This window comes from Ensifer sp. GW823-FHT05D09, from assembly GCF_058795755.1.
In genome coordinates this window covers 291,017-315,208 of record NZ_JBXAIA010000003.1, presented here as the reverse complement: position 1 = coordinate 315,208, position 24,192 = coordinate 291,017, and the positions used below count along the sequence as shown (strand labels likewise).

20 protein-coding genes and 1 pseudogene are annotated in these 24,192 nt (G+C 58.6%); 7 read left to right on the top strand and 14 right to left on the bottom strand.

The window, feature by feature from the left end:
- Positions 1-94 precede the first annotated feature (94 nt).
- Complete coding sequence (locus tag AC1Q80_RS11855) at positions 95-448, top strand: cupin domain-containing protein (RefSeq protein ID WP_492360548.1); 354 nt, start codon at positions 95-97, stop codon at positions 446-448.
- 85 nt (positions 449-533) lie between these two features.
- Here the strand turns inward: AC1Q80_RS11855 and AC1Q80_RS11850 are convergent, their stop codons facing one another.
- Genes AC1Q80_RS11850 through AC1Q80_RS11840 form a run of 3 tightly spaced genes read right to left on the bottom strand, consistent with a single transcriptional unit; the run spans position 534 to position 4,168 of the window.
- On the bottom strand, positions 534-2,180 hold the full coding sequence (locus tag AC1Q80_RS11850; RefSeq protein ID WP_492360547.1) for a thiamine pyrophosphate-binding protein: 1,647 nt from the start codon (positions 2,178-2,180) through the stop codon (positions 534-536).
- Positions 2,181-2,224: 44 nt separating this feature from the next.
- The gene (locus AC1Q80_RS11845; protein ID WP_492360546.1) at positions 2,225-3,178 is read right to left on the bottom strand and encodes a DMT family transporter; all 954 of its coding nucleotides are present in this window, start codon (positions 3,176-3,178) and stop codon (positions 2,225-2,227) included.
- Between the two features lie 12 nt (positions 3,179-3,190).
- The gene (locus AC1Q80_RS11840; protein WP_492360795.1) at positions 3,191-4,168 is read right to left on the bottom strand and encodes an alpha/beta fold hydrolase; all 978 of its coding nucleotides are present in this window, start codon (positions 4,166-4,168) and stop codon (positions 3,191-3,193) included.
- A 216-nt stretch (positions 4,169-4,384) separates the two neighbouring features.
- Between AC1Q80_RS11840 and AC1Q80_RS11835 the strand changes: the two genes are divergently transcribed.
- Together AC1Q80_RS11835 and ettA are read left to right on the top strand one after the other, a co-directional pair.
- Positions 4,385-5,131 (top strand): ribonuclease T2, encoded by a 747-nt coding sequence (locus tag AC1Q80_RS11835; RefSeq protein ID WP_492360545.1) that lies wholly within the window; start codon positions 4,385-4,387, stop codon positions 5,129-5,131.
- Positions 5,132-5,248: 117 nt separating this feature from the next.
- Positions 5,249-6,898 carry an energy-dependent translational throttle protein EttA gene (gene ettA / locus AC1Q80_RS11830; protein WP_173420631.1) on the top strand — a complete coding sequence of 550 codons (1,650 nt, stop codon included), beginning with the start codon at positions 5,249-5,251 and terminating at the stop codon, positions 6,896-6,898.
- A 494-nt stretch (positions 6,899-7,392) separates the two neighbouring features.
- Here the strand turns inward: ettA and AC1Q80_RS11825 are convergent, their stop codons facing one another.
- Positions 7,393-8,325, bottom strand: a complete 933-nt coding sequence (locus tag AC1Q80_RS11825; protein WP_210264398.1) for a ribose-phosphate pyrophosphokinase — start codon at positions 8,323-8,325, stop codon at positions 7,393-7,395.
- Positions 8,326-8,884: 559 nt separating this feature from the next.
- On the opposite strand from AC1Q80_RS11825, the gene AC1Q80_RS11820 reads away from it, so the two are divergent.
- Together AC1Q80_RS11820 and metF are read left to right on the top strand one after the other, a co-directional pair.
- The gene (locus AC1Q80_RS11820; protein WP_173420630.1) at positions 8,885-9,904 is read left to right on the top strand and encodes an ArsR/SmtB family transcription factor; all 1,020 of its coding nucleotides are present in this window, start codon (positions 8,885-8,887) and stop codon (positions 9,902-9,904) included.
- A gap of 2 nt (positions 9,905-9,906) precedes the next feature.
- Positions 9,907-10,848, top strand: coding sequence for a methylenetetrahydrofolate reductase [NAD(P)H] (gene metF, locus AC1Q80_RS11815; RefSeq protein ID WP_492360544.1), 942 nt, complete (start codon positions 9,907-9,909; stop codon positions 10,846-10,848).
- Between the two features lie 577 nt (positions 10,849-11,425).
- Here metF and AC1Q80_RS11810 read toward each other — a convergent pair.
- The 10 genes and pseudogenes from AC1Q80_RS11810 to AC1Q80_RS11765 form a co-directional block, all read right to left on the bottom strand.
- A complete protein-coding gene (locus tag AC1Q80_RS11810; protein WP_209790694.1) occupies positions 11,426-12,364 on the bottom strand; it encodes a DMT family transporter in 939 nt (312 codons plus the stop codon).
- 387 nt (positions 12,365-12,751) lie between these two features.
- Complete coding sequence (locus tag AC1Q80_RS11805; RefSeq protein WP_492360543.1) at positions 12,752-13,948, bottom strand: lytic murein transglycosylase; 1,197 nt, start codon at positions 13,946-13,948, stop codon at positions 12,752-12,754.
- A gap of 153 nt (positions 13,949-14,101) precedes the next feature.
- The gene (locus AC1Q80_RS11800; protein ID WP_173420626.1) at positions 14,102-14,887 is read right to left on the bottom strand and encodes a glycoside hydrolase family 25 protein; all 786 of its coding nucleotides are present in this window, start codon (positions 14,885-14,887) and stop codon (positions 14,102-14,104) included.
- Between the two features lie 420 nt (positions 14,888-15,307).
- Complete coding sequence (locus tag AC1Q80_RS11795; RefSeq protein WP_492360794.1) at positions 15,308-16,351, bottom strand: DUF8535 domain-containing protein; 1,044 nt, start codon at positions 16,349-16,351, stop codon at positions 15,308-15,310.
- A gap of 39 nt (positions 16,352-16,390) precedes the next feature.
- Positions 16,391-16,660: pseudogene (locus AC1Q80_RS11790) on the bottom strand (DUF8534 domain-containing protein); the annotation flags it as partial.
- A 566-nt stretch (positions 16,661-17,226) separates the two neighbouring features.
- Positions 17,227-18,297, bottom strand: a complete 1,071-nt coding sequence (locus AC1Q80_RS11785) for a UvrD-helicase domain-containing protein (protein ID WP_492360542.1) — start codon at positions 18,295-18,297, stop codon at positions 17,227-17,229.
- The gene (locus AC1Q80_RS11780; protein ID WP_492360541.1) at positions 18,284-19,882 is read right to left on the bottom strand and encodes an ATP-dependent nuclease; all 1,599 of its coding nucleotides are present in this window, start codon (positions 19,880-19,882) and stop codon (positions 18,284-18,286) included. The genes AC1Q80_RS11785 and AC1Q80_RS11780 overlap by 14 nt, the downstream gene beginning before the upstream one ends.
- A 182-nt stretch (positions 19,883-20,064) precedes the next feature.
- Positions 20,065-21,039 carry an adenylate/guanylate cyclase domain-containing protein gene (locus AC1Q80_RS11775; RefSeq protein ID WP_492360540.1) on the bottom strand — a complete coding sequence of 325 codons (975 nt, stop codon included), beginning with the start codon at positions 21,037-21,039 and terminating at the stop codon, positions 20,065-20,067.
- Positions 21,036-21,605 (bottom strand): Pycsar system effector family protein, encoded by a 570-nt coding sequence (locus AC1Q80_RS11770; RefSeq protein ID WP_492360539.1) that lies wholly within the window; start codon positions 21,603-21,605, stop codon positions 21,036-21,038. Before AC1Q80_RS11770 ends, AC1Q80_RS11775 begins: the two co-directional genes overlap by 4 nt.
- Positions 21,606-21,712: 107 nt before the next feature.
- Complete coding sequence (locus AC1Q80_RS11765) at positions 21,713-22,645, bottom strand: hypothetical protein (RefSeq protein ID WP_492360538.1); 933 nt, start codon at positions 22,643-22,645, stop codon at positions 21,713-21,715.
- A gap of 601 nt (positions 22,646-23,246) precedes the next feature.
- On the opposite strand from AC1Q80_RS11765, the gene AC1Q80_RS11760 reads away from it, so the two are divergent.
- Together AC1Q80_RS11760 and AC1Q80_RS11755 are read left to right on the top strand one after the other, a co-directional pair.
- On the top strand, positions 23,247-23,441 hold the full coding sequence (locus AC1Q80_RS11760) for a hypothetical protein (RefSeq protein ID WP_492360537.1): 195 nt from the start codon (positions 23,247-23,249) through the stop codon (positions 23,439-23,441).
- Positions 23,401-24,189, top strand: a complete 789-nt coding sequence (locus AC1Q80_RS11755) for a hypothetical protein (RefSeq protein WP_492360536.1) — start codon at positions 23,401-23,403, stop codon at positions 24,187-24,189. Before AC1Q80_RS11760 ends, AC1Q80_RS11755 begins: the two co-directional genes overlap by 41 nt.
- Positions 24,190-24,192 lie beyond the last annotated feature (3 nt).

The window sequence follows — 24,192 nt, the reverse complement described above, 5'->3', positions numbered from 1 at the left end:
CAGCATAGGGGTGCGTTGCGCCCCATGACGCCTTGCGTCCCCGGGGTTGCCGGCTCGTCCGCGGTTCGAACGGTCGAATGGCGGAGGAGACGGTATGGCGGCAGTACATCTGATTGAGCGCGAGCAGTGGGCTGAAAAGCCCGATGTCTGGCAGGGCGAATTCCAGGGCGGCGCCTATGGCGCCGACGTCTCGGTGGTGTTCTTTACCACCGACAAGATCGGTGGCGGCCCGAAGCTGCACCGCCATCCCTATGCCGAGACGTTCATCATTCGCACCGGACGTGCGCTGTTTACCGTCGGCGATCGCAAGGTCGAGGCCGAAGCCGGCCAGATCGTCGTGGCGCCGGCCAACGTGGCGCACAAATTCGAGAACCTCGGACCCGGGCGACTGGAGACAACCGACCTGCACGTGGCCGGCGCGTTTGCGACCGAGTGGCTGGAGGAGTAGGAAGCTGGATTCCTGTGACAAGCACAGGAATCCAGCCACAGCGTGTCTGCGCCGTGATTGAACCTTCCTGGAGAGAAGAACCCGCTTAGCCGTTCCTGATCTCGCTCAGCGTGCGCGTCGGGGTAATCGCTTCCGGATCGAGCTTGATCTCGATGATCGCCGGCTTGCCGCTGGCGCGGGCGCGCAGGAACGCATCGGCGAACTCTTCCGTCTTTTCAACTGTCTCGCCGTGGCCGCCATAGGCGCGGGCAAGGGCGGCAAAATCAGGATTGGTCAGGTCCGTGGCGCTGACGCGGCCGGGGTAGTCGCGCTCCTGGTGCATGCGGATCGTGCCGTAGATGCCGTTGTTGACGACGACGGTGATGATCGGCAGGCGGTAGCGCACCGCTGTCGCGAACTCCTGGCCGTGCATCAGGAAGCAGCCGTCGCCGGCAAAGCAGATGACTTCGCGCTCCGGATGCAGGTGCTTGGCGGCAACCGCTGCCGGAAGGCCGTAGCCCATCGAGCCCGACGCTGGCGCTGCCTGCGTCGCATACCGGCGGAAGCGGTGGAAGCGATGCACCCAGGTGGCGTAGTTGCCGGCGCCGTTGGTAAAGATCGTGTCCTCAGGCGTGTTCGCCTCGATCCAGTTCATGATCGGGCCCATCTGCACGTCGCCGGGGCCGGTTTCCGGCGGTGTCGACCACTTGAGATAGCCTTCGTGCATCGCCCTTGTGCGCGCCGACCAGACCGGTTCGGCTGCCGGCGCAAGGCCTTCGAGGGCGGAAACGAAATCGCGCGGGCTGGCGGCGATCGGCAGTTCCGATCGGTAGACGCGGCCGAGTTCGGCGGCATCCGGATGCACATGAACCAGCGTCTGTCGCGGGTACGGGCTATCCATCAGCGTGTAGCCGGACGAGGGCATTTCGGAGAAGCGCCCGCCGACGAGAAGCACGAGATCGGCTTCCTTGATTTCCTTCGCCAGCGCCGGGTTGATGCCGATGCCGACATCGCCGGCGTAATTCGGATGCAGATGGTCGAACAGCATCTGGCGGCGGAAGGAGCAGCCGACCGGCAGGCTCCAGCGCTCGGCGAAGCGTTGGAATTCGGCGACGCTCGCCGCCGTCCAGCGCGTGCCTCCAAGGATGGCGATCGGGCGCTTGGCGCCTTCGAGGAGCGCGCCAAGCGTCTTGATCTGGGAGGGGCCAGGATGGCCCTCGACCGGCTGGTAGGCCTTTGCCGCCGGCGCATCGGCGCTGCGGGTCAGCATGTCCTCAGGCAGCGTCAGCACGACGGGGCCCGGCCGGCCGGAGGTTGCGACCGCAAAGGCGCGGGTGACGAATTCCGGGATGCGGGCGGGATCATCGATCTCGCCGACCCATTTGGCGACTTCGGTGAAGGCGCGGCGATACTCGATCTCCTGGAAGGCTTCGCGCTCGCGCGCCTCGCTCTGCACCTGGCCGATGAACAGGATCATCGGGATGGAGTCCTGCTTGGCGACATGCAGGCCGGCGGACGCATTGGTGGCGCCGGGGCCGCGCGTGACCATGCAGATGCCGGGCTCGCCTGAGAGGCGGCCCCAGGCATCGGCCATCATCGCAGCGCCTCCCTCCTGGCGGCAGACGACGACATCGATGTCGGTGTCATAGAGCGCATCCAGCACCGCCAGATAGCTTTCGCCGGGTACGCAGGCGATACGCTTGACGCCGTTGGCGACGAGTGCGTCGACGACGAGCTGACCTCCAGTTTTCATGTTTTCCTCCCGATAGTCATTCTTTTGTTTTCAGATTGCTTATTTCAGATTGCCGGCGAAACCGGAGCGATGCTCGCAGTCTTGTCGATCCGGCGCTCCCGCCAGATGATGTAGAGACCGGAGCCGATGATGATGGAAATGCCCAGCCATTTCAGCGCGTCGGGCAGGTCGCCGAAGACGAGCCAACCGAAGATCGTCGCCGAGACGATTTCAAGATATTGCAGCGGCGCCAGCACGGAAGCAGGGGCCGAGCGATAGGCATAGACGCCGAGCACGCCCGAAATGGTGGCGGTGACGCCGACGCCGAGCAGGTAGTACCAGGCATTGCCCTCGGGCCACACCGGATCGAGAACAGCGGATCCGGTGCCTTCGCCCAGCCACAGCAGAACGAGGCAGAAAAGTCCGCCCCAGATGCCGGCATGGAACTGCATCGACCACGGGTCTTCGTTCTGCGCCACCATGCGCGTCACCAGCAGGAACACGGCAAGGCCGAAGGCGGCGACGATCGGCAGCAGCGCGATCAGCCCCACTTCCTGCATGCTCGGCTGGATGACGAGCAGCGCGCCGAGGAAACCGACGGCGCAGGCGGTGTAGCGCCGCCAGCCGATGGTTTCCTTCAGGAAGATGCTGCCGAGGATGGTGAGGATGATCGGCTCGACGAAGAAGATGGCGATGGCATCGGCCACCTCCATCACCTTCAGCGTGGTGATGAAGGAGAGCATGGTGACGACAAGCAGGCCGCCGCGCAGCGCATGCAGCCCGGTCTTGCGCCAGGTAAGGTCGAACAGGCTGCCGCGCACCACGACGATCGGCAGGATGAAAACGACCTGCAGGATGAAGCGCACGGCGGTGATCTGCGCCGACGGCACGGTTGCGATCGCGAGCTTGGCGAAAATGTCGATCAGCGGCGACAGGAGCACCGAAAGCACCATCAGCGTCAGGCCGAAGGAGATGCGGTCGTTGGCATTGGCGGTCTTGGGGAGGGACATGTCTGCCATGGTGATTTCGGGTCAGGACCTCTTGCCGACGGCGACCTTGTCGGCCGCAGCCTTGGCGGCGGACCTGTCGACGGCGGATTGGCACCAGGCCGCAAAATCCGCGGTCGCCTTCTCGCGGCCGATCTCGTTGAGCGTCTCGTGGCGCATGCCCTCGTGAATGGTCACCGACACATTCGTCATGCCGCGCGCCTTCATTTGGCTGCCGAGCCAGCGAATGGCGCCGCCATTTTCGGTCGAGGGGTCGGCGCTGCCGCCGACGAGATGGACGGGCAGGTTGGCCGGCAGGCGCGCCAGCCGGTCTGCGCGCGCGCCGGCAAAGGCGAGCCGCATCAGGTCCAGCCACAGCGATACTGTCGCGTCGAAGCCGCAAAGCGGGTCGGCGATATATTTCGCCACTTCCGCCTCGTCGCGCGACAGCCAGTCGGAATCGGTCTTGCGATCCTTGATCGCCTGACCCCAGGCGCCGAAGGTGAGCTTGGAGAGTAGCGGGCTCGGCACATCCGAGCCCTTGAGCGCCTTTTCGATCTTCAGGATCAATTGGCCGCCGCGCCCGGCAATGCCCGGACGGAAATTCGAGTTCCAGACAGCAAGCGCGTCATAGAGATCAGGATCGGTCTCGGCAGCGTTGAGCGCAATCAGCCCGCCCATGGAATGGCCGAAGAGAATGACCGGCAGGCCCGGATGGGCGGCAGTCGCAAGGGCGCGCATCGCCTTGATGTCGGCAAACACCTTGTCGAGGCCATCCCGGTTCGAGAACATCGCAAGCGGCGCATCCGGCGCGCGGGTCGCACCGTGGCCGCGATGGTCATGGGCGTAGACGTGGAAGCCGTGGGCGGCCATCACTTCCGCGAAACGGGCGTAGCGGCCGGAATGTTCGGCAAGCCCGTGGCTGACAAGAACAATGCCGCGCGCGTCGATCGTTGCCGGAAAGTGGCGCCAGCTCAAGGTAGCGCCTGTCGGGCTTTGATGCGTCCTCACCTGCCCGAACATGCCTTCTCCCGGACCAATCGTCAGCTTTGCCGATATCAAATCGATTTGCATGGGAAAGGCAATCGCTGCTTGGTGATCTCTACGCATGAGGTCACAAGCGATTTCCCGGACCTGTAATTACCAGTTGCAATTTTCCCGTTTTGAGCGATATTTGTTCCCGTTTTGTTTTATCGGGAGAGTGTCATGGCATGTTGGAGTAAAGCGATATCAAGTCCAATGACAATTGTTGCGATGGCGATGGCGATGCTGCTTGCCCCGTCGTCCTTTGCCTTGGCGCAGGAGAAGGTCAACGCTGGAGCGGATAGTGGCTCGTCCCGAACGGACTACGTGCTCGCCGTCAGCTGGCAGCCGGGCTTCTGCGAGACGCGGCCTGAGCGCAAGGAATGCGCCAGCCAGACGGCGGAACGGTTCGATGCCACCAACCTGTCGCTGCATGGGCTTTGGCCGTTGCGCAAGAGCTATTGCGGCGTGGCGGCCGAGATGCGCAGCCAAGACCGCAAGGGTGATTGGCTCGATCTGCCGAAGCTTGCCATGGCTGATGATACCGCTGCGCGGCTGCTGATCGCGATGCCCGGTGTCCAATCCGGGCTCGACCGTCATCAATGGTTGCGCAGCGGAACCTGCCAGGGGGGTACGGTCGACGACTATTTTGCCGCGCAGCTTCGCATGCTCGAGGAGCTCAACCGGTCGGCCGTGGGCGCGCTCTTCAGAGGACGCATCGGCTCAGAGCTCGACGAGACGGCGATCAAGCAGGCGTTCGACCAGAGCTTTGGCCAAGGTGCCGGCGATCGGGTGCGTATGCGCTGCCAGACCGTCGCGGGGCGCAGCGTCATCACCGGCCTGACGATCGGGCTGACTGGAGACATCTCGGGCAAATCCGGCCTCACGCCGCTGATCCAGGCGGCGGGGCCGACGGAGTTCAAATGCGCCAAGGGCTTTGCCGACGCGGCTGGCCGAGGATAGCGGCTGACAAGCCTCACTGGCATGGGATAGGCAGGGGCAAGCGCCTTTGGCGATTGCCCCTTTGCACTAATTCGCCTACATAGCGGGCAAATTTCCTTCCATGCGGAGCTTTCCTTTATGGCACGTCAGTTCATCTATCATATGGCCGGGCTCAATAAGTCCTACGGCGCTAAGAAGGTCCTGGAGAACGTTCATCTGTCGTTCTACCCGGACGCGAAGATCGGTATCCTCGGCCCGAACGGCGCCGGTAAGTCGACCGTGCTGCGCATCATGGCCGGCCTCGACAAGGAATACACCGGCGAGGCCTGGATCGCCGAAGGCGCGACCATCGGCTACCTGCCGCAGGAGCCGCAGCTCGACCCGACCAAGACCGTGCTCGAAAACGCCATGGAAGGCGTCGCCGCCAAGACCGCGATCGTCGAGCGCTACAACGAGCTGATGATGAACTATTCCGACGAGACGGCGGAAGAGGGCGCAAAGCTTCAGGACATCATCGACAGCCAGAACCTCTGGGATCTGGAAAGCCAGGTCGAAATGGCGATGGAAGCGCTGCGCTGCCCGCCTGGTGATGCCGATGTCACCAGCCTTTCGGGCGGTGAAAAGCGCCGTATCGCACTCTGCAAGCTGCTTCTGTCGCAGCCCGACCTGCTGCTGCTCGACGAACCGACCAACCACCTCGACGCCGAGACGATCGCCTGGCTCGAAAAGCACCTGCGCGAATATCCCGGCGCCGTGCTGATGATCACCCACGACCGTTACTTCCTCGACAACGTCACCGGCTGGATTCTCGAGCTCGACCGCGGCCGCAGCATTCCCTACGAAGGCAACTATTCGGCCTACCTGATCGCCAAGGCCAAACGCATGCAGCAGGAAGGCCGCGAAGAAGCGTCCCGCCAGAAGGCGATCGCCCGCGAACAGGAATGGATCGCCTCCAGCCCGAAGGCCCGCCAGGCCAAGTCGAAGGCGCGTATCCGCTCCTATGACGAACTGGTCAACGCGGCGGAAAACCAGCGTCCTGGTGATGCGCAGATCATCATCCCGGTCGGCGAGCGTCTCGGTCAGGTGGTCATCGAAATGGACGGCGTCACCAAGGGCTATGGCGACCGCCTCCTGATCGACGGTCTATCGCTGAAGTTGCCGCCGGGCGGCATCGTCGGCATCATCGGTCCGAACGGCGCCGGTAAGACGACGCTGTTCCGCATGATCACCGGTCAGGAACAGCCAGACAGCGGCTCGATCCGTATCGGCGACACGGTGCATCTGGGCTATGTCGACCAGAGCCGCGACGCGCTCGACGGCAACAAGACCGTCTGGGAAGAAATTTCCGGCGGCGCCGAAGTCATCAAGCTCGGCAAATACGAAATGAACTCGCGCGCCTATTGCTCGACATTCAACTTCAAGGGCGGCGACCAGCAGCAGAAGGTCGGCAATCTCTCGGGTGGTCAGCGCAACCGCGTTCACCTCGCCAAGATGCTGAAGAATGGCGGCAACGTGCTGCTGCTCGACGAACCGACCAACGACCTCGACACCGAGACGCTGGCGGCACTTGAGATCGCGCTCGAAAACTTTGCCGGTTGCGCTGTTATCATCAGCCACGACCGCATGTTCCTCGACCGCCTGGCGACCCATATCCTCGCCTTCGAGGGCGACAGCCAGGTCGAATGGTTCGAAGGCAACTTCGAAGACTACGAGAAGGACAAGATCCGCCGCCTCGGCCCGGATTCGGTCAACCCGAAGCGCGTCACCTACAAGCGCCTGACGCGCTGACAATCCTGTGCGTCGCGTGAGCCCGGCCTCGCGCGACGCACCCATCTTCTGCAGCATGGGTAGGCGGCAACCGTCTGCGACGTTGGGGCGCCGTGCGTCCAGAAGAACGCACCAAGGCTGCGCCAGCACTCTGATTCGAGAGCATATATGCGCCTTCAGAGATTCCGATTGAAAGCGGGATGCTCAAGGGAGGCATGACGGTGGGTGTCGCGCCACGCGTCGACTTAGAGCGTTTCATCTTTAAACGGAAGCGATTCTGTTGGCTCAAAACGGCCGTTCCACACGAAGGATGGCGCAGAGCGATGCGGACCCATCGGTCAAGCCATCCGACACAGTGGACGGCCGTTTTCAGCCAACCCGAAGGGCCGGATGAATTTCGGCCATTACCGGCGGCGTCCGTCTCGACCGCAGCTTCTGCTGCGCTCTTCGCCAGCCGACTTGGTTCTGGCCGAAATTCCCTCCGGCAGAATGCTTCCGTTTAAAGATGAAGCGCTCTAGCTGAAAAGGCTTGAAACGCTTTGTTCTCTCGCCGTCCGGGCCAGGGCCTCGCCTAACAAAGGTGCGATAGTGATGCGTCTTATATTGGGGGTCTGACGTTGAGCTTCGGTTTCGCGAATGGAATCGGTCACCACCAGTTCCTTGAGGCTGCTGGTACCAATGCGTTCGCAGGCGCCCTCGGAAAGAACGCCATGGGTTATGTAGGCCGAAACCTCCTTGGCACCGGATTTCAACAACGCTTCCGCCGCGTTGATCAATGTCCCGCCACTATCGACGATGTCGTCGATCAGAAGGCAGCTTTTGCCTGAGACATCGCCGATGATGTTCATGACTTCCGATACTCCTACGCGGGGTCGCCGTTTGTCGACGATCGCGAGATCGGTGCCGATGCGCTTGGCGATGGCGCGAGCGCGCGCCACGCCGCCGACGTCGGGCGAAACGACCATTAAATTCTTGGCGTCGTAGTGCTCCTGAATGTCGCGGGTCATCACGGGCGCTGAATAAAGATTATCAGTCGGAATATCGAAAAAGCCCTGAATCTGGTCCGTATGGAGATCGACTGTTATGACGCGATGGACACCTGTGCCCGCGATCATGTTGGCTACCAACTTCGCCGAGATCGGCGTGCGGCCAACGGCGCGGCGATCCTGACGGGCATAGCCGAAGTACGGGATTACGGCGGTGATCCGGCGAACTGACGAGCGTCGCAGCGTATCGGCCAGGATCAGCAGCTCCATGAGATGGCCGTCGGCCGGGGTGCTTGTCGACTGGAGAATATAGACGTCCTCACCGCGCACATTCTCATGAAGCTGAACGTGGACTTCTTGGTCGGCGAAGCGCTTGACCGTGCAATCTGTCAGGGGAAGATCCAAGTGGTTGGCAACAGCTTCGGCAAGGGCGCGGTTGGAGTTGCCGGTCACCAGCTTCATGAGCGCGATCCTGTTTCAAGGAGCCTTCGGGAGCAGAAGTTTGCGTCTTCGGCACCTTTAGAGTCTTGCGTGTGGAATCACAACCAAGCGCCTTGCATTTCTTGCGAGATGATCGGTTTGGCTTGACTTAACTACGGGCTTGTCCCGATTGCCGCTTGCGGACAACGACCCTGCTTACGCCGTCGTGTCGAGATCAAGCGAATGCAATCCGACGGCGGAGAGCGCGAAAAGCGGTTGACCTCCTGCTGCGATTGGAGAGGCGCCGCGCCCGGCAGGCGCACACAGGCGCGCTGCAACGTGTTGACGTGACGCCCGTTTTCCTTCAACGGCATTCGCTTCAAGGCAACAGGGAACAAGGGACGCCTCGGGCTGCCTCGCAACCCGTGCGCAAGGCGACGACATCTGGGCGCCGCGGGCAGGCAAGCTTCGCCCGCTTGCCTGACGGAACGGTGGAAAGTCCTGTTCCTTGAGCGGCATAGTTTGCTCTGTCCGCGCAAATCCGCTTGCGCTACATCCGTAAATCACATAAACATATCTTTATGTGTTGATGGGGATTGGTATGGCGGATCAGAGAGAATTAAGTCTCGACGCGCTGGTGGATGTGCTGAAGGCTGCGGGTGAGCCGACCCGCATGCGCCTGCTCGCGCTGCTTGGCGCGGGGGATCTCACCGTCACCGATCTTACCGAAATTCTCGGACAATCGCAGCCCCGCATTTCGAGGCACCTGAAGTTGCTGGCCGAAGTCGAGCTCGTCGACCGCTACCAGGAAGGCGCATGGGCCTATTTCCGCCTTCGCCAGGAGGGTGCCCGCGTGTCGCTGGTGCGCGCGATGCTTGCGTCTGCCACATCGGACGACGCGGTTCTGTCGCGCGATGCCTCAAGGCTCGTCACCTTGAAGAAGGCGCGGGCCGAAAAGGCCCAGGCCTATTTCAGCCGCAACGCGGCCGGTTGGGACGAGCTTCGGCGGCTGCATGTCAGCGAGCGGGACGTGGAGACGGCGTTGCGCGACATGGTTGGCGACGAGCCGGTCGACAGCCTGTTGGACCTGGGCACCGGAACGGGACGTATTCTACAGCTGTTCGAAGGCCTCTACCGACGCGGCATCGGCATCGATGCCAGCCGCGACATGCTGGCCGTTGCCCGTTCAAATCTGGACCGTGCCGGCATCACCAAGGCGTCGATCCGCCACGGTGACATCTTCAACCTGCCGCTCGACGGCCAGGTGTTCGATCTCGTCACCATTCATCAGGTGCTGCATTTCCTCGATCAGCCGGAAGCGGCGATCGCCGAGGCCGCCCGCATGCTGACACCCGGCGGACGGCTGGTGATCATCGATTTTGCCCCGCACGGACTGGAGCACTTGCGCGACGAACATGCCCATGCGCGGCTCGGCTTCTCGCATCAGGCCATGACCGATTGGCTGGCGAAGGCCGGGCTCCAACTGGAAAAGACGACCGATCTGTCGCCGGAAGGCACGGACGGAGGAAAACTGACGGTGACAATCTGGCTGGCGCGCGATCAGCGCGCCGTCGAGGAGAGCGAAGCGCCACATCAGCGCATGCAAGCAGGGGGACTTTGAGAATGACGGCACAGACGCTTTATCCTGCCGAGCGCGGCAATCTGCGGCTTTCCTTCGAATACTTCCCCCCTAAAACCGATGAGATGGAAGTGCAACTCTTCCAGACGGCCGAAGATCTCTCTGTCTTTTGTCCGGCCTTCGTGACCGTCACCTATGGTGCGGGCGGTTCGACCAAGACGCGGTCGCTGACGACAGTCAAGCGGATGATCGAGGAGAAGGGCTTTGCCAACACGGCAGCGCATCTGACCTGCGTCGGCGCGCCCAAGTCGGAGGTGGACACGGTTATCGACGAGTTTCTCTCGTTCGGCGTTCGTCACTTCGTGGCGCTGCGCGGCGATCCGCAGGGCGGAATCGGCAGCACCTACCAGCCCTTTCCGGGTGGTTACGAGAGCAGTTCCGATCTCGTGCGGGCGCTCCGCGATCGCGGCGATGTCGAGATCTCGGTATCGTCTTATCCGGAAAAGCACCCGGAAAGCCCTGACGTCGATGCCGACATCGACATGCTGAAGCGCAAGGTGGATGCCGGTGCGACCCGGGCGCTCACCCAGTTCTTCTTCGACAACGACGATTTCGAACGCTACCTCGAGCGCGTGCGCCGGGCCGGCATCGATATCCCGATCGTCCCGGGCATCCTGCCGATCAACAACTTGGGCCAGGTGCAGAAGTTTGCCGGCCTTTGCGGCGCCAGCGTGCCGGAGGTGATCGTCACCCGTCTTGCGCATCTGGAAGACCAGCCGACCGAGCGCTTCAAGGAGGCGACCCATATCGCCGCCGAGCAGATCGTCGATCTTGCCCGTCGTGGCGTCAGGGATTTCCATCTCTATACCATGAACCGTTCGCCGCTGATCACGGCCGTCTTAGACCTCGTCGGGTTCGAGCGCGCGGACGAGACGGCGCAAAGCGAGCATGTTGCGCTGAAGGCGGTTGCCGGCGCGGCGGCGTAAAGCCCCGCGATTTCGCCCGCAAATGTGGAAAGGGTCGATTTCCTCGGGTCAGCACGGATGTCCCGGCGGAAAGCCGACCTTGAAAAAGCGAAAGCGCATGAAGGTGTCCTTCATGCGCTTTCTTTTTTCCTGCAGCGTCGAGGCAGATTGCTGTGTTGGCCTACCTCAAAAATCTCTGCTGCAAATTGAATTCCCGGAAAATTAAAGTCCCTATTTCGGTTTGGACTCTCAGCGGCCTGACTTCAGATGAAGAGCATTGTGGCCACGAATACGAACGCTGCACTAATCATGAGGACATTCAACGAATGTGTAAGTCCCATCGAAGACCCTCCTTGCGCTGACCGTTAAAACATAGGGCGAATTAACGGCGCTTAAAAGGGAAACTTGTGCTGCAGTGCAAAAACACGTGATCACATTTGCCTTATCAACAGGGCTAGTCGTTTGAAATTAAATCGCATTTTAACGTGCCACATTTTTTTCACAATCGCTGCCGGAAGGTTAATGTAAACGTTTGTAACCGAGCGTGAGTGCTTCGGAAGGGCACGTTTCCCGCCATTCCCGGCCTGTTCGATTCCTCCTATGCGGCGCGTTTCATCCTGAGGATCCGGCCGTCGAGTACGGCAAGGCCGGCGGCAATCAGCGCCATGCCGCCCACATCTGCCGGCTGCAATGTCTCGCCCAGGAAGAGATAGCCAAGCAGGATTGCGCTCGGTGGAACCAGAAGCGTGACCAGCGACGTGTTGGTGGCGCCAACCTCGCCCATGATGCGGAAGAACAGGATATAGCCATAGGCAGTCGAGACGAGCGCGAGGCCGAGAATGGCAAGCGTCGCCTCGATCGGCGGCATCGGCAGGGCCCAGGGCGTGTCGATGAGGCATGCGACCGGCAGCATCATCAGTGACGAGGCGGTCAATTGGCCGGCCGCGGTGACGGGTGGTGCCAGGCCGCGGAAGCGCTTGCCGTAGGTTGCCGCCAGGCCATAGCTGACGGCGGCCAGTACCGGCAGCAGCAATGCCCAGAGCGGCACGCCGCTGGCGTTGCCGAAAAGCCCGGCGATGGCGCTCGGCCCGATCAACACCACCGTGCCGGCGAGGCCGAGCAGGCAGCCACCGATCTTGGCGGTGCTGAGTTTCTCGTCGTCGGTTGCCATGTTGGCGATGATCACGGTCCAGACAGGCGTGGTTGCGTTCAGGATCGCCGCAAGCCCGGCGCCGACCTGGGTTTGCCCGAGGAAGATGAAGGCGTGCGGAATGGCGTTGTTGATCAGGCCCATCAGCAGGAACTCGCGCCAGCGGCTCGCAAGCACCTGATAGATGCCGAAGCGCCCACGAATATAGATGTGCAGCGCCAGAGCCGCGAGGCCGAGCCGCAGGAACACGAGCGTGAATGGCGGTACATGCGCGACGGCGACTCGGGCAAAGAAAAAGGATCCGCCCCAGATGAGCCCGAGCAGGGCGAGAAGCGCCCAGGTCCGCATGGTCATCTGCTGGCTGGCTGCCTGTGATGGTGCATTCATCGTACTGCTCGCGCTTTCTGCGCGGCCGCTGCCGATCCATTCGAGCAATCGGGATGCGCAACTGATTAGATCACGTCTCCACGGTGCGCCGATGGCGGTTCACTGGCCCCGGGGAGAGGCATCACACAGGTCTAGCGCGGCGAGATGCAGGACACCACCCACTTCTTGCGGGGGGGGGGCAGCCCATAAGTGATCTCGGTGTTTATCGCTGGTCGGGGAGGGAGGCGCCTGGCGGCTTCGGCCCGTTGCGATCGGGGGAGCAAGGGCGAACATCTGCCCGGCCAGATCCCGGCCGGGCAGATGTGCATTCGGTTCAGGCGGAAATGCAGAAGCGCGCGATAGGATTGTCTTCAAGCATTTGCCGCGCTGCTCTTCTTCCGGAAATGCTTAGAGCGAGTTCAGCAGTTCGAGCGTTGCCCAGCCGTCGGCGGGACGGCCGAGGCGCAGCTGTTCCTTCTGCAGCGCTGCGCGGGTGCCCGAGCCGAGGATGCCATCGACCTTGCCGACGTCATGGCCGAGCGTCTGTAGCTTGGTCTGCAGCGCCTTCATGCCGGTGTCGTCGAGGCCCTGTTCCGGGTTGCCGCCCTCATAGGTCGGTGCGCCGCCGAGGCGGGTCGCGAAATAGGCGGCCGAGGTCGTGTAGATGAACGACTGGTTCCACTCGAGATAGACGTTGAAATTGGGGTAGGTCAGGAACGCGACGCCCTTGCGGCCCTGCGGCAGGACAAGCGAGGCTTCAAGGTTGCCGAAGGACGTGTCGCCATTGCGCGGCTTGACGCCGAGCGCGAACCAGTCGCTCGCCTTCATGCCCGGCTGCAGGCCGGTCTTTTCCCAGGGCAGCTGTTCGGGAACGCTGACTTCCTGGATCGCCGGCTGGCCGGCCTTGAAGCCGAGGCTCTGGATGAACTTGGCGGCGGTCAGGATCGCGTCCGGCGAGCTCTTCTTCAGGTTGACGTGGCCGTCGCCGTCGCCATCGACGCCATAGGCGATGATGTCTTCCGGCAGCATCTGCACCTGGCCGATCTCGCCGGCCCAGGCGCCGGTGGTCGTTGCCGGGTCGAGGTCGCCGTGCTGGACCATCTCGATGGCGGCGATCAGCTGCGGGCGGAACATTTCCGGCCGGCGGCAGTCATGGGCAAGCGTGACAAGCGCATCGCGGGTGTTGAAGTCGCCCTGAACGGCACCGAAATCGGTTTCCATGGCCCAAAAGGCGGTGATGACAGGGGCGGGAACGCCGAATTCCTTCTCGGCGCGGGCGAAGACGTCGGCATATTCCTTCATCTTCTGGGCGCCGATATCGAGGCGCGATTTGCTGACGGTGCGCTTGGAAAACTCGGTGAAGGTCTGCTTGAACACGCCTTGGGCGCGGTCGCGGCTCAGCACTTTCTCATTGATGGCGGCGCCGGCAAGTGCACGGTCGACCACGTCGGCCGGCACGCCCTTGGCGACTGCCTCGGCCTTGACGCCCTGCAGGAACGCGCCGAGATCGCCGCCGCAAGCCGGTGCCTGCTGCGCGAAAACGGGCGAGGCTGTCAGCGCGAGAAGCGCGACGGACGCAAGAGCATGCCGGGTTTTGAGGATCATGATAATTCCTTTCTGTCGCCGCACGGCGCGATGCGCCGCCGCTGGCGGTCAATGTACCAAAGATGCAATCTGCCGCTCGTCTCTCAGAGCATTATGACGGAAAGAAGAAAATGGGTCGGTTTGCCGCGCTAATGCACAGAACCGTGGCCGTCGTCATTTCGGCTTGGAGACGGCCGCAACCCAATTCTTCCAGTTCTTCGGCGAGCCGGCAAAGACATTGATGTCGGTGGCGCCGTCGATGCCTGGTATCACGCCGGTGCTGGTATATTGCCAGAAGGCCCAGCGGCGCTCGACATAGACTTCGCCCGGATGCTTGGCGACGGAGCGGACCCAGAAGTGGTGTTCCTTGAACTGGTCGACGAGGTTGTCGCGGTGGAAGTCGACCGAGGTGTAGATAATCGGTCGCTTGCCGTAATGGGCTTCGAGCCGGTCCATGAAGCGCTTCATCTCGACGCGGACTTCGTCCGGCGAGGGGCGGGTGCGGCAGGTCTTGGATTCGCCGTTCCACTCGACGTCGAGAACCGGTGGCAGGTAGACGGCGCTCTTCGGCACATTGGCGATGAACCAGTCGGCCTGGGCGTCCGCCGTCGAGCAGAAATAGTAGAAGTGGTAGGGCGCATAGGGAATGCCGGCGGCGCGGGCGCGCTGCCAATATTCGTTGAAGCGCGTGTCGACCCGGTCCTTGCCCTCCGTCGCCTTGATGAAGGCGAAGGAGACGCCGGAGTTTTTCACCTTCATCCAGTCGATATCGCCATTCCATTTGGAGATGTCGATGCCGTGGATATTGTGATGCTGCGGTGTGCGGTCGCCGAAATCCTGCGGATCGGTATCGTTGAAACGCGGCGGGATCGATGCGGTCTGCATCAGATCGTAGTCGGTCGACGAACAGGCGGAAAGGAGGGTGGCGATAGGCAGCAGTGCCAGGAGAAGCCGGCGCATGGAGGTCCTGTTTCGAAACGATCGACGATCCTGCCTCACACGATGGCTTCCATGATGGTGATGTCCCCCAGCGAGGCGTGAACCTCATTTTCACCATATCATCGTAAAAATTGGGTTAGCTCAAGCGGGAATTGCGGCAGCCCTCTGATCGTCAAGCAGTGCGGCGGCCCGATTTGCCTGCAAGGATGCCTATAGCCCGACTCATCCGTTGATTGAAACGACGATCCTTTGCGATTGATCGACTCAACGGGTGAGAATTGGTCTCTTCCCATAGCGTGACCACCGCCGCAACTGCCGCAAGCGTGGCACCGTCAATGAACTGCGGTCACTTTCACCTGAATGAATGCTTTCAAGCCTTGGTGAGTGCCTTCTCAAAGCTCTGACCGATGCTCCTAATCTGCTGCCCACTGGCAAGCAGCTTCAGCCTCCGTGTTCAGGCTTTTTCCTTCGGGGGCCACGCGCAGTGGACAGATTGTTGCGCAATTTCGTCCAAAATTTTGAGTCTATACTGGCGATCTCTGTCTCATCCGTTTCCCCAGACCGGTCGTGCTCAACAATCGGAGTACCATACTTGCCTGTTCCACCGATCATCCGGAACCACTTTTTCATCTCGCGTTTTCGGCTCCGATAGGCCTTTGTATCATAACCCATGGTCTCAACGACGACAGTGGAGTTCAATACTAGTGGTCCTTGGGCACTAACAACGAAGTCGGGAATGCATACCGGCCGCTCTGTCGGGAGACGCGGCCCCATGTCGGATAGCGGCTTCAATATTTTAACTTCGAGGCCGAATGTTTCGAGGTATGTTTTGCAATCAATTACCTGGTCTAAGGTTGCCTTCTCCAGTGCACTGTCAACGAGAGCAAAATGGGTTTTTCCTAGGCAAGGATGTGCATACGCTCTGATTACCCTCGGAGTGTCCTGGGCCATCGGCTTAGCAACCAGACATATCGCGAGATATGGTGTGCGAGCCGGTTGATACCCTCCGTAAGTGTAGAGATGCCCATCGACCGCGATGTATGGAGTATCCCGCTCCTCGTTTATAAAAAGGGTTTCTCCGACGATGCGTGAGAAGGTGTCGATGTAGATGCCGTGCGGCCTGCCGCGCCGCCAATCGTGTTCCTCAGCGTCGAGTCGTTTGCGAAGGTCCATGTATTCGCTGAACGACGTTGCAATCCATTTCGAGAGCGGCTGGTCAGTGTCCAGATAAATATGTTGGGCCGACTCCTCGATGAGGGCGATCTGGTCAGCACGGCGCTGAGTATCCTCTTTCCTGGCGAACTCGTCTAATACCTGTATCTCGCATGTCTCAAGAATCTCGACGAGAAGCCGTGCCAGTCCGGGGCGTTTTCGAGCAGAGGAGACGTTTTTTGATGACGGTACATCATTGGCTTCGTTGCGTATGAAAGGTGGGACCAGCCTTCTCGGGCGTCTCGTCGGTACCGCCTTCCGGTAGGTTTCCACTACTTTAGACTGTTGCTCAGGATATTTCGCAAATTCACAGTGTTCTGCGTGAGGGAAATTTCGCGCGAAAGGCTCGCGTTGTATTCCGTTCTTTGCATGAGGGTATAGAATTGGTGGGCGGGCTGTCTCGCCCTGACAGTCGCATGCAAGCCAACGATGTTTCGCAGCGAATTTAGACGCTACCTTTAGACCTCTAGTTTTGGCTTTAGTTTGTCTGAATTTACCAAAAGCTCTTTTCAGACTGAGGTAGTCTCTACAACTGACCGGCCCCAGTTGCTTGAGTGAATTTTTTACAACAACATTTAGCAAATTGGTGTCTTTCAGGCCCAGGTTCGATGCTCTCGTAAACTGGGAGATTTAAAAGTGCTTTTGCCACCAGGGTATGAATTTTATTCAAAATTTCTTTTCAGCTTTGGACCCTTGCGTATGCAGGAACTGGACCTGACGCTTTCGGTCAGGAATGAGCGACCGCATCAGCCGTACATCATTGGGCAACTCTTTGACGAAGCGCAATCCTTGCGACGGACCACAGACCGGAGTCGCACAACACAGCAACTTCGACTAGGCTTAGCAAAAATTCTAAGAGAGGTGGCTCCAGAAATCGCTGCGACCACAGAATGTCGATTGGCTTATCTTGGGCTGCAAGCAGGGTTCGTAGAAGCAGTGTTGCAAGAAATCGAACACTACAGGCAGTAGGGCTGCTTGTGTAGCAAGGTCGGCTCAACGTCTTCGCCGACATCGCCTGACGGCGTGGCTCAACATCGCTGAACTGGACTCGAACAGGCGACGACAATGACCCCGATGCTCAGTTGGCGAAACGCAGCAGTCGCCACCAATCGGAATAGCGCGCTCCTTCAGGACTACCGCGACATGCTTTAGTGTGGGACGATCTCTTTTAGAGCTGAAGTTCCGTCGTACACGAATGTTACGCTGTAGCGGGCCCTGGTAACTCCGACATACAGCTCAGGTTTGACACCGCTCACAAGCTCATAGTCTCCCGTCTTCAGCCATTTCTCCGCCTTCTTATGCGGGAATATTAGTATTCTGTCGAAAGTCATACCCTTCGACTCTCCAAAGTTCAGGGCGGGAAAACCAGCGCATTCCGTTTTCACAGATAATCGTAGCACCTGCGGCTTAAACTTGTTGATGTACTCGGTAACGTCCCCTGTCTTTATCGAAAACACGCCGTCATGACCGGTCAGGTCCTTGTTTCGCGACTGTGTCTTTTCGTGGTCGGGGTAAAAGCTGTCAGCAAGATTTGCGATTATTTGGTTGCACCGATGGGTCTCGACCAGATGCTGTAGTTCAACGAGCTTCTTTTTCTCCCAGTCCCGAAATTTCTTGATGATATCAGGCCCGCGAAAGCCTTTGTGACGGTTGGAATTATTGGTCGTGAAAGTGGATTGCCGGGGATCGCCCACAAGAACGACTTCGAGATTGGACCTGAGCATCAGTTCGAGGATGTCGAGGTCGTATCCAGCGAAATCCTGAATTTCGTCGATGTAGACGCGTTCAAAGCGCTGCTCCAACCGACGCATGATCGCGTTGTCGGATATCGCGTTACAGTCGCAGACGAACTCCGCGAGCTTGTTCGAGTAGATGTTCGACGAATTTCCGAAATAATAGCGGCCAGCGTCCGATTTGGGAGCGAACCTGTCGACCGTCGTTTCCGTCCAAAAAATCCCGTCTATGCGTTTGTCGTATTTATGGTTCCTGTATGGCCGAGCCATTTCGCGGAGAAGGAACGTGTACCAGGGGATGATCTCTACGTGTTGCGGGATGGCTTGCCCACGCTGATAGAATTTGGCCTGAATCTCGCGAACATTGTTTCTGGTGTAGGTGATGATTGCCGACCGGACCGACTTGTCGGCCAGGACCTCGTCAACGATACGTGTTGTCTTTCCACCACCTGCAGCAGCGATGACAATCCGGTTAGGCGACCGCACGGTTGATATACTCCGGTACGTTCCACGCTTTATCGGTTTCGAAAAGCCGTAGCGCGACCTCGGTTTTGTTATTCTGCATGAACTTCAGCAGGTCTTCGTCCGTGGTGTACGTGGTGCCCAGGATATCATTCAACACAGCCCGGTCATTGGCCTTGAGAATCTGCGGTTCCAATGTCCTCGCATTCTCGTCGGGATCGTACTGAACTGCGATGTGTTTATGCTTGAGATAATCGGCGTACTTTTGCTGCAGCCGAGCCACGTCCCCATCGTTGTCGGTCACCACGTCGACCTTGGTATTCAAGATGTCAGCGATCTCCAAAAAGCGTTTGAATGCGAGAGAGCTGACACTGATGACATCGACGCCCGCCTCAATGGGCATCTTTCCGTGTCTTCGATGAAAGGCTTTCTGCACAATAAGCTCATCGGATGGCCCTTCAACCAGGATCGCACGCTTTGAAAGCACTAATCGAAGCGTGTCGTAGCCCGGCAGTTTTAGGAAGTAATCCCGGGTCTTCGGATCGAGCGCTGTTAGCTTGGTCGCGATGCCGTTCATGAACATCAAAACGGAACCAATCCCGAGCTTGTTCATCACGTAGCTGCTATGGGTGGTTATCAGCAGCTGCCGGTCTCCGCGTTTGGCGGCGATATGAGCGATCAAGCTTGCAAGATTTGTAAATGAAAGATGGTTCTCAGCTTCCTCGATCAAGAAAACGTGGGAGCTGTCCGCAACATCCAAGGCTAGCTTGATTTTGACTGAGCTTTGTTCACCTTTGCCAACAAGCGTCATCGGAATCTCATCAAGGTGCGGCATCACACCTGACTCCCAGCTTGCCCGAGCCGAGCTGTCGAGCGACACGGTGATCGCCTTATCAGAAACATGCCCTTTTTTCGCTTCAAGACCTGAATTGATCGCTGCCACCTTAGGGTCGGCCAGGAAGCGATCTTTCATCTGCCGATATGAGAGAGCGAGACTAACCTGCTCCTCACGCGTCAAGCTGTCCTTGACCACATCCAGGACATATCGATTGGCAACACCATTGTTCCGCAGGGTGCTCGCGTCGATGTAGCTGGGTCGAACTGGAATGGATCGTGCTGTCACATCGTTGTCAGCGAAATCGCGCCACCGGACAATGTAATGCTCTACTGGAACCGTTCGAATGAGCGAGGGATCGGCGATGTAGTCATCATACTCAGCCCGGTAGCCTTCGTTGAATTCGATCAGCATTCTGACGCCTGGAACGTCAAGCTTCAGGGAATTTATCTTTCCTTTCAGCTTTGTCAGGTCGGGATCGTCCGAGAAATAAAGCTCGATTAGTATCGAAGGCGGCGGACCGACATACTTCTTGTGCAGTGCCGCAATGTATTCCGTGACCACCTTGGAATTGAAGAGGTAAGGGTGCAGTTCCCCCTGGATAGCACGGCCGTTGATCTGCCCACTCAAGGCAAGATGTATTGCTTCCAGAAGGGTCGATTTCCCGCATTCATTGTCGCCGACAATGACGTTTAGGTTCGGATTGAGATCAACCGACGAGTCCAGCAAGCACCGATAGTTTTTGATGACGACTTTTGTAATGTGCACCGACATCCCCGCGATCCATCCTGAAAGCCGACGAATCGGTTCAGATGCAAATATGGATTCTTACCGTGGGGATCGTTCATGATACAACTGATGCGTTAAATCTTGCGCTTCAATAACCCGGGATATCGATACGGTCATCACCCTAGACGCAATGACGCCGGTGGTAGTATATCCGAGGTTCGCGCGGATCAGGCCTTCAGCGCTGGGTAGTAGACGTCTCCGGCGTAAACTTTGCCTGTATAGCCCGGTACCTTTATGGGCACCTCGGAGAACCAGCCATTGACCACTGATTTCGCGGCCGGTGCGGCGGCCTTGTACCCGTTCCAGACCGTCTCGGTCATCATGATGGGTTTCGTTGCCGCCCGCGTAACAATGCTGCGTTCGGATACCAACATCATCTGGAAGTTCGGGTCAGAGTGTTGGATGCGATTCCCGAGCAGTTCGGATGAAAGCTGACGTACGAAGTCACTGGGATAAAAGTCTCTCCAGGTTCCATCTCCACCCAGCCCGGCGAAAATGCCAAGGGGTGACTTGAAGTGTGCGGACACGATTGGAATCGGAACGCTTTCCTCGGGTTTGTTGGCCAAGTCCGTCAGTTTGCTCGCAACGTTCGCAGGTCTTCCCAGCCATACAAGATTTCGGTAGGCAGCTTGATCAACGCCCCGGCGACGCACGCCTGTTTTGGTCGCTAACATATTCCCAGCATCAATCCCAATGCCGCATTCAACCTCGCCCCGCTTGAAATGCAGATTGATCACATGCTGGGAGATCGTATTCATCGCAATCGCGCATTCCACGGCATTTACATACGCGTCTGTGGTATCGAATATGACCATGACACGGTCACCGATAATGCCTCTGACGTGCCCTTTATGGTAACGAGCACAGCGTGTCATTGCCCTGACAAAAGCTGAGTAGAGCTTGGCTACCGTCTTTGGTTTGTGGGTAATATTCAGCTCGGTTGACCGGCGTATGTCGATGTAAAGTACGCAGGTCTCGATCAACTTCGCGCCTTGTCGCTTGGCGTCCAAGTTTGGAAACGTTATTGCCGGGTCGCCTGAATGTGGGACCGTCTTTGTCCCCGTCACATCAATCTGAAAGTCTGCCGCCAGGATAGTGCTGACTTCCTCGACAATCTCATCGCGCAGGTCCTTCATCGTCATGGATTGCTCCCGAATAGCGCCGATAGAAGCCGCCACAGACTGATGATGCCGGGAACCGAGACAACAAGGATCGCACAAAACACGATCAATGCGCCGGTGTTGAAGATCGTAAGTTTCCGCTTAGTGATCTGACTGTTGACAGCGATTTGGATCGCCAGGTCGTCCAGGTAGTTTTGGGTGGCGGATTCATTTTCTGGCGGAAGGTATCGCTCCAATACTCGCTGTTTATATGCAGCGGGAGCGAAGGACGCAGCATCACCAAAGTACAAGAGGGACTTCGATTGCTCCGGGTCTTTGTGAAAGCTGTTCAACAGGGTCTTAGGGAGAAACGAATATAATGCCGTCAGCGCCGTGAGAATGAACAATGGCAACGCGAAGGTAAAAGCCGTTCTCCACTCACTTCCGAGCGTGGAATTATTCAGGTTGCTTATCGAAGCTACTATCGAGGCAGAGGCGAATGTAAGCAGGGCGGCATTCTTGGTTTCCGCAAACTTCAGGAAATCCAGAACCCGAGCAAGTGACGATGTAAGGACACGTTCATACGCTTCTTGTTGATCATTCTTCATTGACTGCCCCGATCCCGTAATAAATTGATATTGACGGATATCGGGACAGCTACGCAACGGAAACTTACTTCACTCGCAGGATTCCCCAAGAAATTGCAGCTGCGGCATCACCGCCCGTAGGTCGCAGCCGTCTCGAACCGAGGTTCTAACAGTTCAGCAATAGGACCGATGTTACGGCCGACATGCATGATCATTGGGAAGCCCTGTTCTGTAAGCTTTTTGACTGCACCGAGATTGCCCTCGGAGGCAGCCACGACTAATGGTCTTGGGGCATCTTTGCTGTATCCGAACTCGATATCCCCGACGAATTCGGAGGCAATGTACGTCGCAGCTTTGATAAGAGTGTTGATCGCTGCCGTTGCGGCCTTCCAATCACCACGTAGTTCGTCATTGGCGTTCGCGGAGGTGTTCCAGTACGAGAAGAATTGGTACGCACCCTCAATCGTATTGTCTTCGCCAATGCGCATATGAACGTAATTGGCCATGCGTGCCAGGGTCGCCGCAGTCGTCCGCTCCAATCCGTCCCGGTCAAATTCAGGGTCGTTAAGGACGAGATAGAAGTCGAACATGCTGCGCTCGTCGTCGGATTCCGTCATCTCAACGTACGCGCCTTCGAAATATAGGTTCTTATCCTTGTCGATGACCAGTGCTTCCTGGTGCCCGAAATCGAAAAATGAAAATCCGTCGCCACCAGGTATAACGAGGTTGGACAGGTTCCAGGCAGAGATGTCCTGATCCGGCAGTTTGCCAACGAGGGCCGAGACATCGTAAACGTTAGGCACGTCGCCTGACACGAACACGCTCCCAACCAGCTCTTTCAGCTTCTCGACGCGAAACATATAGAACTGCTGCTGCTCAGCAGACATGTTTTCGAGGTCGCGGTTATCAGCCCAAGTCAGTGCGACATCATTCTCCTTGCGTGAACGACGTCCGGACAGGCCACGGTGTGAGACTGCCGCCTCGTAGCCGATTTTCTCCGGACGGTTTTCCAGAATGCCAGGAAGGTCGAGGAAGCGAACGGGATGCGGGTCATGTTTCATGGTGTGTCTCACGGCGTCGATATCCGTCAGGCTGACGCGATGCAAAGCATGACACAAAGGCCGCTTGACATATAGAACAATACGTGAACATATACCGGCCACCGGGCAGATGACGTGTCCGAACCGAAAATAAATCGAGGTCGCGAGGCCTGGAAACGAAGGAGTTCTGAAGAATTCCTTTGGTCGTTTAAAATGCCTGAGAAAAATGCAATCTCTTGTTCGGATTTGTCGAGGTACCTTCTCGTCCGCGCCGAAAAGCAAAGGAAAAATGCTGTGACCTATAAGCTATGCATACGAAACGAACGGGATGTCCGTTCGGCAATCGTCAGCTAGCAAAGCGTTTTTGCTCGGCTGATTTGCTGAGCACCATCCCACCGAGGTCAACCCAAGTTAGGGAACGGTGGATAAAATGAAATTCCTCAAAAGCTACCATCGCTGTGCACCCCGGTCGTCTCGTGACGAAGGGCATCTGCGTGCGATGAAGCCTATTCCGAACTTCTTCCATCACCACGGTCTAGCGATAGGATTCTGACCCCTTCGAGGGTCAGCGACATCCATTCCTATCCGAGTTCCACCGCGCTTCCTGTCAGGAGCGCGAACGATGGAGGCTGTGATGAACGGCTCTTTCGATAGCGGACGCGTGGCTTGTAAGCCCGTTTCCGTCGAGCAACTTGTCGTGCTGGGGGTGCCTGAGCACATTGTCATGTCGCTGCGTGCGATGTCGACCGTGCCCAAGGCTATCTTAGGCAACGAGGGTGTACCGTTGCCGGATCGTGAGGTGCGTGATGCGCGCTAAATCGGTCTATGCGGTACTGAATTCCCTGTTTTCGGCAGAACATGAGCCGGTCTATGACCCGCCCAAGCGTGTTCGCCACAAGACGCTGCCGGTGGAATTTCCCACGCGCAAATGCGTCAGTGGCGGCATTCGTTGCCGTTCTCCTCTCATGGCCGATGGCGTTCTTCACCTCGACACCGATCCGGATGTCGTGGCGATCTCTCCGTATCCGCTGACTGCTGATGCCTGGGTCGAGATTGAACCTGGGGTCGAGGATCGTCTGCATCATTTCGCGGATGTGGCTGCCAAGCGCCGCGACGGTTCTGTCGTCTTCCTGAAGTATGAAACTTTCTACATGCAGGAAGAGCGGCCGTGGCATGTCAGCGAGGCCAAGGCTCTTGCCGATTATTATCTGGAAGTTTTCGGCTGTGCCTTCCGGGTGCTGAACGAGGCTTCGCTTCATATCGAGCCTCGTTTCTCGAACCTGCGCCAGATGTGGCAGCACCGCGAGGTCCGTTCGCAGCCGGTCGATCTGGATCGTGTTCGCGACGCCATCGCCCCACTTGGGCATCCGGTCACTATCGATGATGTCTGGCGATACCTGGGCACACCGCAGCACGCGGTTGTCTGGGAAGGCGACGATGCGCCGACGGTCCTCCCTCAGTCCAATCCTGTTTTCACAGCTGTGATGCAGCTGGCGATGCGCGGAGAAGTTCGCCTCGACCTTGGCAAACGGCTGACCATGAATTCCCTGATCCTGAAGGTTTAACCG